16 protein-coding genes are annotated in these 16,693 nt (G+C 57.8%); 6 read left to right on the top strand and 10 right to left on the bottom strand.

The window, feature by feature from the left end; translation table 11 throughout:
* Nucleotides 1-93 precede the first annotated feature (93 nt).
* Together Pan181_RS09605 and Pan181_RS09600 are read right to left on the bottom strand one after the other, a co-directional pair.
* Nucleotides 94-1,767 carry a serine/threonine protein kinase gene (locus Pan181_RS09605; protein WP_145246616.1) on the bottom strand — a complete coding sequence of 558 codons (1,674 nt, stop codon included), beginning with the start codon at nt 1,765-1,767 and terminating at the stop codon, nt 94-96.
* Between the two features lie 207 nt (nt 1,768-1,974).
* Complete coding sequence (locus Pan181_RS09600) at nt 1,975-3,084, bottom strand: M24 family metallopeptidase (RefSeq protein WP_145246615.1); 1,110 nt, start codon at nt 3,082-3,084, stop codon at nt 1,975-1,977.
* Nucleotides 3,085-3,421: 337 nt separating this feature from the next.
* Between Pan181_RS09600 and Pan181_RS09595 the strand changes: the two genes are divergently transcribed.
* Both Pan181_RS09595 and Pan181_RS09590 read left to right on the top strand, forming a co-directional pair.
* Nucleotides 3,422-3,688 (top strand): carbon storage regulator, encoded by a 267-nt coding sequence (locus tag Pan181_RS09595; RefSeq protein ID WP_145246614.1) that lies wholly within the window; start codon nt 3,422-3,424, stop codon nt 3,686-3,688.
* Between the two features lie 373 nt (nt 3,689-4,061).
* On the top strand, nt 4,062-6,110 hold the full coding sequence (locus tag Pan181_RS09590; RefSeq protein ID WP_145246613.1) for a lipase family protein: 2,049 nt from the start codon (nt 4,062-4,064) through the stop codon (nt 6,108-6,110).
* Here Pan181_RS09590 and Pan181_RS26865 read toward each other — a convergent pair.
* The 4 genes from Pan181_RS26865 to Pan181_RS09570 form a co-directional block, all read right to left on the bottom strand.
* Nucleotides 6,064-6,360 carry a carbon storage regulator gene (locus Pan181_RS26865; protein ID WP_145246612.1) on the bottom strand — a complete coding sequence of 99 codons (297 nt, stop codon included), beginning with the start codon at nt 6,358-6,360 and terminating at the stop codon, nt 6,064-6,066. The two genes, Pan181_RS09590 and Pan181_RS26865, sit on opposite strands and share 47 nt — an antisense overlap.
* Before the next feature lie 357 nt (nt 6,361-6,717).
* Nucleotides 6,718-7,467 carry a UvrB/UvrC motif-containing protein gene (locus Pan181_RS09580; RefSeq protein ID WP_145246611.1) on the bottom strand — a complete coding sequence of 250 codons (750 nt, stop codon included), beginning with the start codon at nt 7,465-7,467 and terminating at the stop codon, nt 6,718-6,720.
* Between the two features lie 269 nt (nt 7,468-7,736).
* The gene (gene arfB / locus Pan181_RS09575; protein WP_197529103.1) at nt 7,737-8,168 is read right to left on the bottom strand and encodes an alternative ribosome rescue aminoacyl-tRNA hydrolase ArfB; all 432 of its coding nucleotides are present in this window, start codon (nt 8,166-8,168) and stop codon (nt 7,737-7,739) included.
* A gap of 130 nt (nt 8,169-8,298) precedes the next feature.
* On the bottom strand, nt 8,299-9,093 hold the full coding sequence (locus Pan181_RS09570; RefSeq protein WP_197529102.1) for a sugar phosphate isomerase/epimerase family protein: 795 nt from the start codon (nt 9,091-9,093) through the stop codon (nt 8,299-8,301).
* Between the two features lie 319 nt (nt 9,094-9,412).
* On the opposite strand from Pan181_RS09570, the gene Pan181_RS09565 reads away from it, so the two are divergent.
* On the top strand, nt 9,413-10,045 hold the full coding sequence (locus tag Pan181_RS09565; protein ID WP_145246608.1) for a response regulator: 633 nt from the start codon (nt 9,413-9,415) through the stop codon (nt 10,043-10,045).
* Between the two features lie 92 nt (nt 10,046-10,137).
* Nucleotides 10,138-11,841 (top strand): AAA family ATPase, encoded by a 1,704-nt coding sequence (locus tag Pan181_RS09560; RefSeq protein WP_145246607.1) that lies wholly within the window; start codon nt 10,138-10,140, stop codon nt 11,839-11,841.
* Nucleotides 11,842-11,868: 27 nt separating this feature from the next.
* On the opposite strand, the gene Pan181_RS09555 is transcribed toward Pan181_RS09560, so the two are convergent.
* The 3 genes from Pan181_RS09555 to Pan181_RS09545 are packed head-to-tail and all read right to left on the bottom strand — an operon-like array spanning nt 11,869 to nt 13,521.
* Nucleotides 11,869-12,657 carry a PrsW family glutamic-type intramembrane protease gene (locus Pan181_RS09555; RefSeq protein ID WP_145246606.1) on the bottom strand — a complete coding sequence of 263 codons (789 nt, stop codon included), beginning with the start codon at nt 12,655-12,657 and terminating at the stop codon, nt 11,869-11,871.
* Between the two features lie 28 nt (nt 12,658-12,685).
* Nucleotides 12,686-13,177, bottom strand: a complete 492-nt coding sequence (locus Pan181_RS09550; protein WP_145246605.1) for a YbjQ family protein — start codon at nt 13,175-13,177, stop codon at nt 12,686-12,688.
* 20 nt (nt 13,178-13,197) lie between these two features.
* Nucleotides 13,198-13,521 (bottom strand): YbjQ family protein, encoded by a 324-nt coding sequence (locus tag Pan181_RS09545; RefSeq protein ID WP_145246604.1) that lies wholly within the window; start codon nt 13,519-13,521, stop codon nt 13,198-13,200.
* A 261-nt stretch (nt 13,522-13,782) separates the two neighbouring features.
* Here Pan181_RS09545 and Pan181_RS09540 point away from each other — a divergent pair, with 261 nt between their 5' ends.
* Together Pan181_RS09540 and Pan181_RS09535 are read left to right on the top strand one after the other, a co-directional pair.
* Nucleotides 13,783-15,201, top strand: a complete 1,419-nt coding sequence (locus tag Pan181_RS09540; RefSeq protein ID WP_197529101.1) for a hypothetical protein — start codon at nt 13,783-13,785, stop codon at nt 15,199-15,201.
* Between the two features lie 52 nt (nt 15,202-15,253).
* Nucleotides 15,254-16,357 carry an aminopeptidase gene (locus Pan181_RS09535; RefSeq protein ID WP_145246602.1) on the top strand — a complete coding sequence of 368 codons (1,104 nt, stop codon included), beginning with the start codon at nt 15,254-15,256 and terminating at the stop codon, nt 16,355-16,357.
* Between the two features lie 10 nt (nt 16,358-16,367).
* Here Pan181_RS09535 and Pan181_RS26025 read toward each other — a convergent pair whose 3' ends face one another.
* Nucleotides 16,368-16,520 carry a hypothetical protein gene (locus Pan181_RS26025; RefSeq protein WP_197529100.1) on the bottom strand — a complete coding sequence of 51 codons (153 nt, stop codon included), beginning with the start codon at nt 16,518-16,520 and terminating at the stop codon, nt 16,368-16,370.
* Nucleotides 16,521-16,693 lie beyond the last annotated feature (173 nt).

Genomic DNA, 16,693 nt, shown 5'->3' with positions numbered 1-16,693 from the left:
TGCCGGAAAGACTACCAGTTTAGGCCGCAGGTTCGTCAGGGGCTAGATACTAGCCGAAATCGATTGGATGCCGGGAAAATTCGGCCTGGTGGATTATACGGCCGCGGCTTCCACCGCCGCGGCAGCCAGGGCCTTGCGCTGCGGGCAAGCCTTGCAATTCCACCAATCCGCGGCCAAATCGGGGGTCCAGACGTCGTCCAGTTGCAAGTCGGCCAGGGCATCCCGCAGCTCGATCACGCTCTGGTAGCGATGATCGGGGTCTTTTTCCAGGCACCGCATCACGATTTCTTCCAATTCCAACGTCGCGTCGGGGGCAAACTCCCGCAGCAGCGGAGGATCTTCCGAAACGTGGGCGATAATCACCTTCATCGGTTGTTCGTAGCTAAACGGCGCCCGCCCCGTAAGCATGTAGAACATCACCGCGCCGAGCGAGTAGATGTCGCTGCGGGCGTCGGCTTCGCGTTCGCCAGTGGCTTGCTCCGGCGGCATGAACAGCGGCGAACCGGTGATCGATCCCTCCTGGGTCAGCTGGCCGTCTTCCGACTGCAGCATCGGCTTCGCCAGACCGAAGTCGAGCAGTTTGGCGACGTCGAACTCACCGCCGCGGTACGCGCAGAAGATGTTCGCGGGCTTGATGTCGCGATGCACCAGACCAACGCCATGGGCTTCGGCCAGGGCCGCGCACACTTGCCTCATCAGGTAAGTCATCCGCGCGGGGGGGAGCGGGCCCCCCTGCTCCACCAGCTCGCCGATGTTGTGCCCGGGCAGGTACTCCATCACGTAGTAGAACGTACCATCGGCTGTGTTGCCGTAGTCGAAGATGTCGATCGAGTTCCAATGCGACAGCTTGGCGGTCGAGCGAACCTCGCGTTCGAAACGAGCGAGAATGCGGGAGTCGCCAGCCTTGTCGGGCTTGATCAGCTTGATCGCGCACGGCCGCTTCATCATTTGGTGTTCGGCGAGATAGACCTCGCCCATGCCGCCGCTGCCGAGTTTCTGTTTCAGGCGATACTGCCCCAGTTGCTTGGCGGCAAACACCTGGCGTCGCAGTCGGTTGATCAAGTGCACGCCGACCACAGCGGTCGACACGGCCAGCACCAGCCCAATGGACTGGTCGCTGATGTAGTTTTTGTAATCACTCGAGTGCAGGCATTCTTGGAATCCCGTGCAATAGATGCGTTGCATGAGCATGACACCGATCGGAGCCAAGCCCATTGGCACCAACACCGCAGCGGCTCGTTGCCAGTTGTTGGGGATGAACAAGGCGTAAGTGAAGATCAGGATCAGCCACGGGGTAAGGATGATCGGCAGGTGGGCCCCGTTTTCGAGATTCGCCATGTGCTGCAACTTTTGCTGCGACACGACTACGAAGTACACGCCCAGACCGACGAACAGCGTGAGTTCGATCAAACGCAACTTGGTAAGCGTGAGAGTCTTCGAGGCTTTCAGGATCAGGGCCGTGCAGGCCATGACCAGAGTAATGCCGCAATGCAGCCAGAGCAGCCAGGGCGAGCTGAGCGGTTCGCCGGAGAACAGCCACCGCAGCAGGAAGGCCGCAAAACCAGCCGAGAACATCGCCGAAGCAGCGAGCAGACGAATCTGCAGCACGTCGCGAGTCTCGCTGCTCAGGTGCGGCGTCGAGCCTTCGACCACATTCACCAGTTTGCGAGCAGCCTCACGAAGTTGATCGCCGCTGCTGGTGCGCGTAGGGATCGGCGATGGGGCTTCGAGGGTTTCCTGATTCGGATCGAATTGGCTATCGGCCATGACTTTTCTTCAGATCCTGTTACGCGGGCAGAAGCACCTGCCGCAGTGGTGGCCGATGCACGGGGACTCGTTATTTTACGCTCTCTAGTTCCCTATGGGCAGCCGAAATCGGTCGCCGAGGGTGGAATGGCTCACGGTATCCGGGGGTATTCGACAGGCATTACCCGCAACAGGGGGCAAAAGTTCCAGGATTCGTTATTTCGTTTCTCACAGTTGCAGCGGCCAGTCGGTGAGCAGCTCGACTCCCGATTCGGTGACCACGTAGTTTTGTTCCAGGCGGATTCCCGCTCGCAAATCGTCGGCATACAGCCCCGGCTCGGCGGTGAAGTAATCGCCCACCGCAAAGGTGTCGTCCCAGTAGGGATTCAAATGGGGACCCTCATGGGGGGCCAGGCCCACACCGTGGCCGAGGTGATGGTTAAACACCCCGCTCACGCCTTGCGTTCCGGCGTCGTCGAGGAACTGCTGCACTTGCTCGAACATCGCTTTGCAGCTCACTCCCGGTTTCACAGTCGACTCCACCATGCCGAACACCTGGCTCAGCGTGTTATGCGCGGCGAGTTGGGCGTCGGTCGGATCGCCATCGACCGCGATCGTGCGGGCGTTGTCGGAGTAATAGCCTCGGTAGCCAACGCCGAGATCGAGGATGTACAGCTCGCCCGCCTCGGCCTGACGGTCCCGCGGAGCGCCGCCGCGTGCGGCACAGCGAAAGTCCTGCCCGAAGTAAGTGAGCGGCTCGCCGAGGGTGTCGACCGCGGTGGCCTGCAGCGCACTGTAGAGATCGAGTTCGTTGACTCCAGGTTCGATGATCTCGCGAGCCATCTCGTACATTTTCTCGTTGGCCAGGTTGGCTTCGGCCATCATCGCCAGTTCGTCGGGGTACTTGTGCCGACGCAGGCGGAACAGGGTGGGCTCAATATCGACCCAGGCGTACTGGTTGTCGGTATCGAGGTATCGCGGGAAAACCGAAAACTCGCCACCCACCCGATCGAGCCCCTCACCCACGGCTTGAGCAAGCGCCTGCAAACTGGCTTGTCGTTGGTCGTCGCGCATCGTGGAGTGCCATTTGGCTTCGTAGCCGACTATCCGATCGGCAACAGCGGGCGTATCGATTTTTCGTTGCGGCAGCACGAGTGTCACCTGGCCCTGGGCATCGATGGCTGCGGATGGCTGCATCAGAGGGCCAAGGTACACGCCGGTGAGCCACTGGATCGACTCGCCGCGTGTCAGAACAACGTAAGGGAGGTCTAGTTCGTGCATCGCTGCCACCAAAGCCTTACGGCGTTCGCGGCAACCTTGTTCGGTGAGATCAGGCATCACTTACTTTGCTGGTTGAGTGTGAGAGAGCGGGGACTGTTATGGTCTCCTCTTCGGCTTTAATCGGCTAGTCCTTATCGACAGGAGTTGTCTCATTGACAGACGGAAATCCCAAAACGAGACGCCTTTGGCTCCGCGCGACTGCTAGCGAGCTTTCACGGCTATTCACAGCACCCCTTTAAACACAGGTGGAAATTGGAACTTGATGAAAAGTTGTGTGTTTTCTGGCTTTTGGCATTTGGGTTGCACTAGTTGTGTCAGTCTCACAGCGAGGCCGCTCTCCGAAACCCTGGAGATTGCCCCTACCACTAAGGACGGATCAAAAAAGGAGAACCCTATGCTCGTACTAAGTAGGAAAGCTGGTCAACGAGTTCACATAGGCAACGACATTGTCATCGAAGTTCGCCGCGTGGCGGGCAATCGTGTGACTATCGCTCTGGAAGCCCCGCGCGACGTTCGCATCCTCCGAGGTGAGCTGCAGCAGGCGGCCACCGAATTTGAGATCGAACTTCCGGAAGAGGAAGAGGCCGAAAGCAATAATCGAATTACACCGCATCTGGCTGGCATGCTTGCTGGCATGTCGACCGGTGAGATGGTTGGTTAACCAGCGTGATCGATTGGCGGCCACCAAGGTGGTTTCGAGCGAACCAGAGAAGTGCGAAGTGAGCCAGCTGCTAGCATTCAAGGCTAGCCTAAAAATCTGAATTGCGACGAATTGCACGGCCGTGCAATTTTCGGCCGCCCGAACAACGGGGAAGTTCGGGCGGCCGCTTTTTGTTGTGGCACAAAGAGTTGAATGAGGTTGATTGCTAGCATACTGCGACTCGCGTTGACGGCATTCGCAAAGCTCTCTATCTTCCTCGCTCTTCGACTTCTTTTACCTCGCTCGCCACCCTCTGATGAACAAACGCATGGAAGGATCCATGCCGAGATCGACGATAGCACGAAGCAACCCAAAGCCGATCCAAGCTTGGTGTGTGGGCACGCTCGCTCTATGCCTGCTGCTCACGCTCGGGTGTGCTTCGTCGAAGAATCATTGGGTCTCGGTGCGAAGCACGCCTCGTAATCCACTGACCGAGAGTCTGAATCTACTTTCGGGAGAAGGGCCTAAGCCTTCGGGCCGCACGGCTCAGATGCTGCGGCGGTACGATCTGGAGAAGTCGGCCGATCAAGATCTGTCGCAGGCCATTACTCGACTGATGGAGGTCTACGACGAGTCGCTCGATCGCGAAGTGCAGTACTCGATTGCCGAGCTAGCCTACATTGCTGCGAAACGGGCGGAGAAGGACGATAAACGCAAGGCCTTGGCGTTCTATGGAACTTCGCTCGTCCACGCTTACGACTATCTGTTCGACCGTCAGCAAGCCGATACGCTGAACCCTTACGATCCCCAGTTCCGCGGCGTATGCGATCTGTATAACCAGTCGCTCGAGGGGACGTTGCGACTCGTGCAGGCCGAGGGAAGCCTACGTCCTGGCACGCAAGGGGTGGTCAGCACTGTAGGTCACGAATGCAAGTTCGACGTCGTGCTCTACAGCAGCGGCTGGCACAGCGAAGACTTCGATAGCCTCAAGTTCGTGAGCGACTACCAGCTCAAGGGACTCAAGAACCATTACCACACTTATGGACTAGGCGTGCCGGTCATTGCCCAGCGGCGGTCGCATCCCGAAGAACTTGGTGCCGAGCGGTACTATCCGGAGAAACTCACGTTCCCGCTGACCGCGTTCCTTCGCATCGATCGCATCGAGCCGAAGGATGGCATGTCGCCCAAGGCTCGGCATCTGGTACTCGAACTGCACGATCCACTCGATCGACAGACCGTAGCGGTGAGCGGAGTTCGGGTTCCGCTCGAATCCGACATCAGCACTCCCCTGGCCTACTTCCTCGACCAGCCCGACTTCGAAATCGACAAAGTATCCACCCTCGGTTTGCTAAACCCTGGCAAGGTCGAGAAGCTGCAAGGGCTTTATATGCTCGAGCCCTACGATCCTGAAAAAATGCCCGTCGTAATGGTGCATGGATTGTGGTCGAGTCCTGTAACGTGGATGGAGATGTTCAACGACCTGAGGAGCGATCCTCAGATTCGCGACAACTACCAGTTCTGGTTCTATCTCTATCCCACCGGGCAGCCTTTCTGGGTGAGCGCTACCCAAATGCGGGAAGACATCTCGCGGATGCGTCTGTCGGTCGACCCTCACCACGAAGCGCCTGCCTTGGACCAAATGGTGTTGGTCGGGCATAGCATGGGGGGCTTGGTTTCGAAGCTGCAGAGCGTCGATAGCGGCGACCAGTTCTGGGCGACGATGAGCGATCAACCTTTCGGCAATTTAAAAGCTAGCGAAGAGATGAAGCAAGGACTTCAACAAGCCTTCTTCTTCCATCCGAACCCGTCCATTCGAAGGGTGGTCACCATCGGCACGCCACATCAAGGCAGTACCTTTGCAAATGACTTCACCCAGTGGGCGGGAAACAAGCTAATTAGCATGCCAATGAAGTTGGTCAACAGCCGACAGACCTTACTGGCGGACAACAAAGACTACTTCCGTAACAACGCGCCGATCGACATTCGTACGAGTCTCGATTCGCTGGACCCTGATTCCATCTTGCTTACGACGCTTCGCGAAGCCGATCCCGCACCGTGGGTGGGATATCACAATATCGTGGGTCGTCAGGAAGCGAGCGGCATCTATGGCTGGTTTAGCAGCGAAGGCGATGGTGTCGTATCACTTGCCAGCGCTAGCTTGGAGGGTCTACCGAATGTCCGCTCGCAGTTGGTTGTGCCTGCGGACCACTTGAGCGTGCACCGACATCCGCAAAGTGTTTTGGAGGTGCGACGCATCTTGCTGGAGCAACTAGGTGAGTTGCAGCGCAGCCCGTTCCCCGTCTCTTCGGTGGTATTGGCCAATGCCCAGTTGCCGGCGGACGAGAGCGGAAAGACTCCAGGTTCTGCGTCCGCGGCCGGGCCGACGTTGCCACCCTTTAGTGGGTTGCCGATACAAACCCAGCCAGCGGCGCCTCGGTATTAACCAGTTGGGGAATCAGCGTGGCGATGTCCTTCCGCGAAATGCGGGTCTGCACAACGGCCGACTCCTCTGCGTCGGAAGTTTGGTCCGCCATGTCTTCGCCATCGAAAGCGATCTCGCCGCGAAGTACACGCTTGTCGTTCGGGGCTTCAATGCCGAGCCGAACAGCCTTGCCTTTGGTTCGCAAAACGGTGATGACAATGTCGTCGCCGATACGGATGGTTTCGTCTGCTTTGCGTGTAAGTACCAACATCTCTGCACTCCTTTATAGGTTGGTTGAAAAGGTGGCTCTGGCTCATTGGCCGTTTGCCTGTAGGGCCTGCTCCGCAAGCCTTACCAGCCGGGGGGAGAAGCGATTTCTCCTCGGCGGTCATAATTGATACTACGCAGCACGCGTGCCATGGTTAGCAGCGTTGGGCGTTTTTCTCGAAAATAGCGATTTCGCCCGAGAAAATGCTACATGCAGTTTGCTAGCAGTTGCCGGAGCGTGATTGCAGAGAATGCAAAAGGTTGCAATAAGGTGGGTGGTCAGCTGCCAGACTGGCTGACTGGGGTGAGTTTAACGAGATCAACACACCTGCTAATGTGCCAATTGCTAGCAGTGTATTGGCTAGCTGCGTGGCTGTTTGTGTCTAGCGATGCGATCGCGAAGTTCTGCCGCTAGTTCGTATTGCTCACGGGCAACCGCTTCGGCCAGTTGTTTGCTGAGCGGCGGCTCGATCTCGTATTGCTCTTCGAGCGACTCTTTCATGTCTTCCAGGCGGAGCATAAATTCGTCTTCGGCCAGGTCTTCTTCATCGGCACCCTGCAGCCGGTACGCGTCGGCGATCTGATGAAGTCCATCCTCGATCTCGGAGATCGCCTTATTGGGATCGAGCGACTCGAGTGCCGAGAGAGCGGCCGCTTGCGTGCGGTGGAACAGTACAAACGGGCGGTACTGTTCGTGCATTTCGGCCCATTCCTGATGTGGGGCGTGCAGCGAGGCGAAATCCATCAGCTGCAGGGAGTGGTCCGCATCGGACGCGGCGCGATCGAAGTCGCCTAGGGCCAGCCAGGCGATTCGGCGGTGATAGAACTGCACAAACTCGCGATCAATCTCCACGCAGCGTCGATCGTCGAGTTCGAAATCGGTTCCCTCTTCCGCAGCCAGACGGCAAATGTAGTCGAAGTAAGTCAGCTCGCCGCCAGGATGGGTACCGTCGGGCCGCCCATTCACTTCCAACTGGAGAATGCCCATGTCGATTCGGAGTTGCAGCAGTTCGCGACCGTCATGGCCAAGGACCAGTCGTGCGACCACTTCGCCAAATTCGTAGGGCCACTCTTCAAACAAATCGTCCAGGTGCTGGGGGCGTTTCGTCATGGGATACTAACTCAGCGGGGGAAATCGGGATCTCAACTACAGGACGTCTCGTATTAACCGCCCACGACAATTGTATCCCAAGAACCCCTAATCAGGCGAGCGACAAACACTGAATTACAAGCGATTCAGCGAAGTAAAATAGTTGACAGAACCGGAAAAACAGGTTCGTAGTACCCGATTAAACGGGGGCGTAAAAGCAAGATGGCCGTTGCCGGCCCGGGTAGTCGCCGCTACGGGACACCCTGCGACATGCCGCCTATCGAGGGGGATCAGTCGTCCCATTTCGGCGGACGGCGGCCTCGTTTGCGGTCGGCCCGCTCTCGTTTTTCTTTCAGTCGCTGGGCAGTTGCCGCCGCCGACTTTTTGGGCTTCTTGCGAACTTTGGGAACGACCGCGGCAGCCAGGATCAATTGCCGCAGTTTTTCGAGGCAGTCATCGACATTGCGGCGTTGCACGCGATGACGACTGCTCGAGAGAACCAGTTCGCCCGCTTCGTTGATGCGTTTGGCAAACAACCGCCCAAAGCGAAGTTTGATTTCTTCGGGCAGGAAATCGCTGTCGTTATAAGCCCAATGCAAGGTTGCCTTGGTATTAAGCTTGTTGACGTTTTGCCCACCAGGGCCAGGGCTTCGCGAGAACGAGAATTTCAATTCGCTTCGCGGCAAGGCGATGGAATCGTTGATGGCGACGTATTCGGACACTTCGGCTGGGAGGGTCTGACCGCGAATTCTAAAGGAGGCAACGTGACATGTTGATTATACAGCAACCTTATCCCATGGGCATCGCCCCACGGGCATGGTCTTGCTTCACAGCAGGACAAGCCGAGGTGCCTTAGAGTTCGCGCCGGCTCGTGATTTGTTCCTCTACCGGCGAGGCGAACTGATCGAACATCGACGTCAGTGCTTCGTAAGTATCGGTGAGCAATTGTTGGTAATCGCAATGCTCAATTTCCGACCCCATCAGCTCGACGTCGAATGATCCATCATAACCTGCATAGAGCAACGATTCGACCGTGTCCTGCAGCGGCAGCTTGCCTTCGCCCAGCGGGCAGCGTTCCAGCTCGATGCTGTGTGGCAGTCGCGAGTCGGCAAGTTGCACCAAGGCGAGATGCGGCACCAGATCGGCGATGAGCGCCGGCGACTCAACGAGTTCAGGAAATTGGTAAAGATCGTAAACTAGTTTGAGGTATTCTGAGTCGTAAAGCTCCAACAGCTCAAGCGTCTCTTCCAGGCTGTTGAGGAACGACCAGTCCCCGGCACAAACCGGATGCATTGGCTTGATGGCCAGCGTCACTTCGGCCACCTCGGCGGCCATGAGCATCTCGTCGATCCCCTGGCGAAACAAGCGATTGCGATGCGGTCGAATGTGATTATTCTGGCCGCCAGCGATGACGATCAAGCAGTTAGCATTCAGCCGAGCAGCCGACCCTACCGCCGCTAGTGCATCGCGAATGCTCTCGTCGAGACTACGCCCGTCGCAGCCGGTAAAGCCGCCGGCAAAGCCGAGAGAACTGACGTTAAGTTCGGTGTCGTCGAGCAGTTCAATAGTTCGTTGCTCGCCGAAGTCAACAACTTTTCTACGCCATAATCCGATTGAGTCGAAACCTGTACGAAGCGCGTGGTGCACATCTTCGTCCAAGGTCCAGCGGTAGGTAGTCAGTTGGTTTATCGATATCGAAATCGCCTGCATTGACGTGGACTCGCAACAGGTATCTATCAAGTAAAGTTATTCGAGCGACGAGTATGCGACATTCGTCGCAAACTGGCAACATTGATCTAAAAGTGGACCTTTATAATCAAAAACTATATTGCGTCGAGCCGCACAGCTGTTACACTGCTAGCATGTGAAGTGGGGGCACTTCGGGGCATCAACCGTTTTGTCAATTAACCCAATTCGCATTCTGCTGCGGTAGTCAGGCCGCCGCGCTGGAGGAAGGATAGTTTCGATGGCAATCAAGCTGTTGGTGGTTGATGACCACCCGGTTGCCAGGATGGGCGTTCAACATATGACCATCGGCAGCGATATCCAAATCGTTGCTCAGGCCGACAACGCTGAATCGGCACTCCATCACGTACGATCCATGGAGCTCGATCTCGTGCTGCTCGACGTACGGATGCCCAAAAGCGATGGTCTACGCTGCTTGGCTGAGATTCGTAGCATCAAACCGGAACTTCCGGTGCTGATGTTTTCGGCGTATGCCAACCCCACCTACGTAGCACGCGCGGTCGCGCTCGGCGCCAAAGGATACATGACCAAGGATGCTTCGGCCGAAGCCTTGTTGGGTGCCATTCACGAAGTGGCAGCTGGCGGCAAAGTCTGGAGTCGCGAGGACATGCGTCGCGTCACTGGACCGATCGGCGAGCCGGATACGAATCTCGATATGGAGATTCCGCTTACCTCCCGCGAGATGGAAGTGCTCAAGCAGCTCGCCTTTGGCCTGACCAATAAGGAAATCGCCCAGGCGCTCGGCATCAGTTACGAAACGGTGAAAGAACACGTGCAGCACGTGCTCAACAAGCTGAGTGTCGCCGACCGAACCCAGGCAGCCGTTTGGGCGGTTCGCCGGGGCCTGGCCTGAGAACCGCTTGCGGTGAGCCCCGCTTCGGCGATAATCGAGGAAGTGCACCGCTGGTGGTGCGCCATTCCTTTCGCTGAAAACCGTGCTACGCCATGGATGAGTTTGGTACTCCTTCGCGCCCTTCCCTGTTCAGTCGTACGCTGCGCGATTGTCGTGAACTGTACGTGTCGAGCGGCGAATTGTGTGAGCGGGAGTATCCCCACTTGCTCGATCGCAAGGATGGCAAGTTCGTTGCCTTGATGGACGACTTGCATCGCGCGTTGGTGCTGAAAATATATCTTTCGATCTGTGAAGCCGATCGAAAGTGGTCGAAGCAAGAGCGATTCCTGGCCGAGGTACTTTGCCACCACCTGTGGGGCGAATGGCTCAGCGGCAAGAAACTCAACGAAACCATGCGGCGGGCCAGCACCGAGTCGACCAAGCTCACCTGGTACAGCATGGTCCGCCCGTTCGATCGCATTCCTCCGCTACGCGAGCGCGTCGGAAAGCTCGACTCGATCGTCGCGCGGCTATCAAACATTGTTGCGCGTGCCGATGGCACGATGAAGCCACCCGAAGCGGCCGTGGTTCGCTCGATACAACTCGAGCTGGATAGCCACCTGAAGCAGCGGACCTACGATGGTTCGTCGGAAACTCGCGAAGAAGATCGCAGCGGCACCCAAGCCGTGGAGGAACTTCGCCGCTCGGCCGACGACGGTATCTATGTGAATCCTCCAAGCCATCAGTCGGATTCTCGTGACTTTAAGAAACGCAAAACTACTCCGGCCGAGAAGGTGGAGTTGGCCAAGCCGCAAGAGCCCGAGCTGACCGTTGAAGAAGCTCTGGCCGAACTCGATAAGCTCATCGGCCTCGACGAAATCAAGCACGAAGTTCGTTCGCTCACGAACTTTCTGAAGCTGCAGCAGCGTCGCACTGCGGCTGGTTTGCCAGAGACCGACATCGCCTTACACATGGTGTTCACAGGCAATCCCGGTACCGGTAAAACTACCGTCGCCCGGATCATTGGCAAGATCTATCGGGCGCTGGGAGTGCTCGAAAAGGGGCATCTTATAGAGACCGATCGATCGGGCTTGGTCGCTGAATACGCCGGCCAAACGGGTCCCAAGACCAACAAGAAGGTCGATGAGTCGATCGGCGGCATCCTGTTCATCGACGAAGCCTACAGTCTGGTCGCCAACGGTAGCGAGGACCCCTACGGGCACGAGGCCGTGCAGGCGTTGCTCAAACGGGCGGAGGATGATCGTAAGCAACTGGTTGTGATTCTAGCGGGCTACCCCGACGAGATGCAGGAGTTGCTCGAATCGAATCCGGGCCTGTCGTCGCGATTCAATCGTAAGCTCCACTTTGTCGATTACAAACCAGCCGAGTTGGCCGCCATCTTTGGGTTGTTCTGTCGCAAGAACCACTACAAGCTCACGCCCGAAGCGAGGCTGAAGGTCATCCAGTGGGTGACTTGGCACTACGACGTTCGTGACAAGCATTTCGGCAACGGTCGCGCTTCACGCAACTTGTTCGAGCAAGCCATCCGCAACATGGCTAACCGATTGTCGACACTCACAGAGATCAGTGAGGAGCAACTGCAGTTGCTCGAAGCGAGCGACATTTCCTACGGCAACGTTCCGGAGGAAGTGTACGTCGACATCAACGATCCGGCCTGTCGTGTGCAGATTCACTGCGACAAGTGTCAGCACGATAAAGACGTGCCTGCGAAGTTCTTGGGGCAAAAAGTAGTTTGTCCCAAGTGCAAAGAGCAGTTCCAGGTGGAGTGGGGTAGCTTGGTGTGCGGCGACGACTAGTCGCTCGTCTCACCTTACGGCTGGTTGCTAGCTGGCGAAGTCGAGCCAGCCCATCACCTCGGCAACGGTCACACAGAAGTTGTAGAGCCCGTGCCCGACAATGGCGATGAACATCCACGGGGTTCCCAGCCCTAGCAGTGGGCGGTGTTTCTCGCGAATGCAGTTATCCCAGATGCGAGCCAGGCCGATACCTGCGACGAACGAGCAGTTCATGTGCAAGCCGATGCATACTGTCCACCGCCAGCGAGCCAGTTCTGCATTGGCTCCTGGGATATAAAGGTGGAGGTACATCAAGTTTTCAATCACACCGAACAAGATCCCTCCAGCGATCGCGCACAAGAGGATCTGGGGGATCGAACGAAACCAATACGGTCGTTTTTCAATCACCCACAACGCGAATGCCACCTTCATGAACTCCTCGATCGTGGGGCCGATGATCGAGACCACGACGATCGACGAGGCCGTGAGCGCTGAATAACCGTGCGGAGTAAAAAGTGTGCCGACGATGGCTAGCGGGCCCGACACAATGGCGACCCCAAGGGTGATCAGCCAACTTAGTCCCCATGGCATCGCTTCCACGTGTTTTGTCAGCCAGCGATCATAGGTAAGCTGCGATTCGTCGGGCTTGCCGGAAAAATCGGGGGATAAGGCTGGTTCGTCCCACACCACGTGTTCCACCGCATCGTCGTCGGTGGAGCGGCTTGCCTGGTGAGCCAGCACTTGCTCGGCTTTCCATTCGCTCGGATCCAATTCAAACAGATCCGCCTTGAACTGTGGTTCGTGTTCAATCGATGGATTATGGTCGGGCTTCGGCATGCAGATTCCAACGGAGCGTCTGCTCGCGCTAGGCGCGATGATAAGCGGTAGCCGATGCCAGGATGGCACACATCACAAACGGTTTTTGTTTGCCCGTGGGGACCGTGTTGCCACCGATGTCGGCCGTTTCAAGGCGTACATTGCAAATGGCGTTGTAGCCTTCGGCGCGGGCTTGTGCAATGATTCGCTGCAGGGCTTCTCGCCGCGCGCGGTCCATCAACGTGCGAAAACTCATGACCTCGCCGCCAAAGAAGTTTCGCAAACTTCCTAAAAATGTCTTGAGGTAATCGCTGCTGATCACCGCTTCGGCGAAAAACGCCTTGGGCACAGGGCCTGCCCCGGTGATGCCGGGATGCGATTTCACCTGCGTGACGAAGAAATCGTGATTCTGTAGTTCGCGTTCCTCGAGCGATTGCAGGTGAGAGCGTTCGATCCAGCCGCCAGCAAAAAAGCCCAGGCCAATCATAAATACGAAACCACCCACTGTAAGCACCAGGGCGATCAGGTCTTGCGTATCCATAGCAAAATGCTCCCTGGCAGTTAGCTGGCGCGTTGCAGGACGACTGCGGTTCCGTAAGCATAAAGCTCGGCCGCACCAGCAGTCACCGCACTGGTGGTGAAACGCACGTTCACAATCGCGTTGGCACCCAATTGCTCCGCCTGGGCGATCATGCGTTCCACCGCTTGGCGACGCGACTCGGTGAGCAATTCGGTATAACCGCTAAGTTCGCCACCTACCAGATTCTTAAAGCTAGCCGCAATGTCGCGCCCCGCGTGTTTGGCCCGCACTGTGTTGCCTTGTACCAGGCCCTTCACAGCAGCGACCACAAAGCCGGGAACGGTTTCCGTATTCACCACGATCATGTCAATCCCTACGAGAGTGTGAGTTTTCGTCTAAGGGTGTTTTCGCAATGGATTCAGCAATATTGGCAACCTGCGGCGCAAAGCGATACTCGGGCCAATAATAGAATGTCTGCAAACATACCACGCGGTTTGCGGCATGCGGCGAAACAGTCGGCAACGTGTCGAAGGACGGTGCGACGGACTTCCTCAATCGTGGTATGATGCGTATAGTCGCCTAGAATGAACCGAATACATAGTGCGAATTGTGCAAAAGGTGCGATCATGAAAACCCCTAACGATCTATTCGGTCGCTTGCCATCGGTGACCGATCTGCTGGAAAACCCGCGAATCAAAGGTCTCGTCGATCGGGTGCAGGAAATGGAAGTCACCACCGGCGTGCGGCAGTTTGTCGACCGCATGCGACGCGAAGTCAGCCGGCGGACGATCGATGCACCGATTCCCTCGATTACCGAACTGGCCGACCGCGCAGCGCGGTTTATTCTGGGCCGTCACACCAGCACGCAAAAACAGGCGATCAATGCCACGGGACAACTCTGGCCCGCGGGGCTCGTGGGTCCACCTTTGCCCGAGGACGCCTTGGCCGCCATGTCGGTGGTGTCGCAGCACTACCATGTCGGCGGAGCAACCACCGCAGCCCATCTGGCGAGTGAGCTAGCCGGGGGACAGGCCGCCCGACTGTATGCTTCGCCAGCGGGAGCCATGCTGGCTGCCTTGCACGCATGCGGAGGGTCCAAACGCGTGGTCGTCGCCCGTGGCGAGATGGGGACCATGGACAGCTGCATTCGGCTTACCGAGCTAGCCAAACAGGCCGGAGTCGAGCTGGTGGAAGTCGGCGCGGCCGACTCGGTGTCGCTTGACGATTACCGCACCGCCTTGGACGCCGGAGCCGCCATGCTGCTCCGCATCGAATCGCTGCCGCACGTGCTTCGCGAGCAAACTTGCCGCCCCGAGATCAAGGAGCTTGCGAAGCTAGCCGATCAGCACGGGGCCACCTTCGTGCACAACATTGGTCGGGGGCCCCTCGCCCCGTTGCCGGAACCGATCGAGGCCAGCGTGCCGAACGCAGCGGCCAGTTTGTCGGCCGGAACTGCGGTGGTCGTCGCCCGCGGCGATGGTTACCTGGGCGGCCCGCGGTGTGGCATCGTCGTCGGCCGCCGCCCTGCCCTGGAGTCACTCGATACCCCGCTGGCCGCCTTGCTGGCGGTCGACCCGTTGATCGAATCGGCCCTGGCCGCCACACTGGCACTGTGGAAGACGCCGGAACGCACAGCGTTGGCGATTCCCACCCTCGCGTTGCTTTCGACGCCGCTGCTCAACCTTGAGTCGCGGGCTGAGCGGATTGCCGCCCAGATCGAGACACTGCCGGGCGTGATATCGGCCACCCTGGTCGAAATCGAGCCGGCCACCGACCTGGGGGCGAATCGCTTGCTTCCCTCGTTCGGAATCAGTGTGCAGTGCGAAACCGATCATTCGGAGCGCATCGCCCGGCAACTCAGAGAAGGAGAGCCTCGGATTTTGGCTAACTGGTCGGAAGCACGCGTACTGCTCGATCTCCGCACCGTGGCCCCGGCCGACGATATCGCCTTAGTCACGGCTTTTGAACTCGAGCATCACGATGAGCCGAGCGAAGGGACAGCCGAGCCAGCTCCTGCTGAAACAACCAACGAAGAGTCCGCCTAAGCCCACTCGGACCCCTCACTTACAGTTTTGTAACGAACGGAAGACAGATTCGATGAAGTACGATCAAGCGATTGATTCGCTCTTGGACATCAACCTCGCCTGCAAAGCGGGCGAACGCTTGGCGATTGTGACCGACGACGCCCCGTTTGCCGGCAGCGATCCCGACGTGCCAACCCGCGTTGCTCTAGCAGAGCTCATTGCCGCCAAGGCAGCTGAGCGAAAGGTCGAGACGACTATCTCCACTTATCCCGGCGGTCAGCAATCGGGAGCCGAGCCACCACTGCACGTGTTCGAAGCTGTCTACCCTGCGGGCTTCATGGAATACCTGAAGACCGAGCAGCTAGCCGATAAGCTAATCGACAAGACCATTACGGCCGACGAAGTCGCCAAGCTCGAAAAGTACCTGTCGGCCGGCAGCGACTCGATCGACGTATTACTGGTGCTCTCGGCATCGAGCATCTCGCACACCAACTTCCGCCGGCTCCTCACCCGCACCAAGATCGCCCGCGCAGCGACCATGCCAGGTGTTGAGCTCGAGATGTTCGCCGGCGTAATGACCGCGGATTGGAAGCTGGTGGAAAGCCGCAGCGAAGCCGCCGCCACCGCCCTCTCCGCGGCCGACACTGCCGAGGTACATAGCGCCGGCGGTCGCGTGTTGCGATTCTCGCTCGCTGGTCGCGATGGCACCGCCGACACCGGCATCATCAACAAGCCGGGACAATTCGGGAATCTGCCCGGCGGCGAAGGCTTCATCGCCCCGATCGAAGGTACTGCCGAAGGTGAACTGTCGGTCGGCCCGCCTGAAGATCCTGCGCGGTGGTGGTTCCGTTTTGCCGGGGGGAATCTGGTCGAGGTCCTTGGCGATCCCCCGTTCTTGCCTAAACTTGATAAAGTGTTCGAAACCCATCCCGTGGCTCGGAACCTGGCAGAACTAGGTGTCGGCACCAACGAAAAAGCTCAGCCATGCGATAGCGTGCTCGAGTCGGAAAAGATTCTCGGCACCGTGCATTTGGCCGTTGGCGACAACGCTGGATTTGGCGGCAATGTGAGCGTGCCATTCCATCAGGATTACATCGTTTACGGTCCCACGCTCATCCTGAAGTCGGCCGAGGGAGAGACTCGCCTGGTGGATGAAGGAACGCTTACCGTCGGATAGTTTGCACTAGTTACTTCAGAGCGAAGTAAGTGCCAATCAGAACCATGACTGTTAAAGTCTGCTCGCCTGTGTGATCGGCCCCAATGTCGATGCCAGTTAAGTCGAATGGGGTCACACCGGTGGCGGCGATGATAATGGCGAGTAGCAAGATCAAGGGGCGCACGGGGTACTAACCTCGCATCAAGGGGGCATGGATGTCGACGTCTCAAAGCGACTCGCACAAGTATAGGCTACCCGCAGACACGCTAGGTGCGACGGTAACGATTGTGCCAGATGGTTTGACGCTAAATCCTGCAATCCCCTTGAACTAGCCTAGGGGAGTTCGTGCAATCGCTT

It is taken from the genome of Aeoliella mucimassa, from assembly GCF_007748035.1.
GTDB classification, from domain to species: domain Bacteria; phylum Planctomycetota; class Planctomycetia; order Pirellulales; family Lacipirellulaceae; genus Aeoliella; species Aeoliella mucimassa.
The sequence above is the reverse complement of the archived record's forward strand: the minus strand, read 5'-3'. Positions and strand labels throughout refer to the sequence as shown.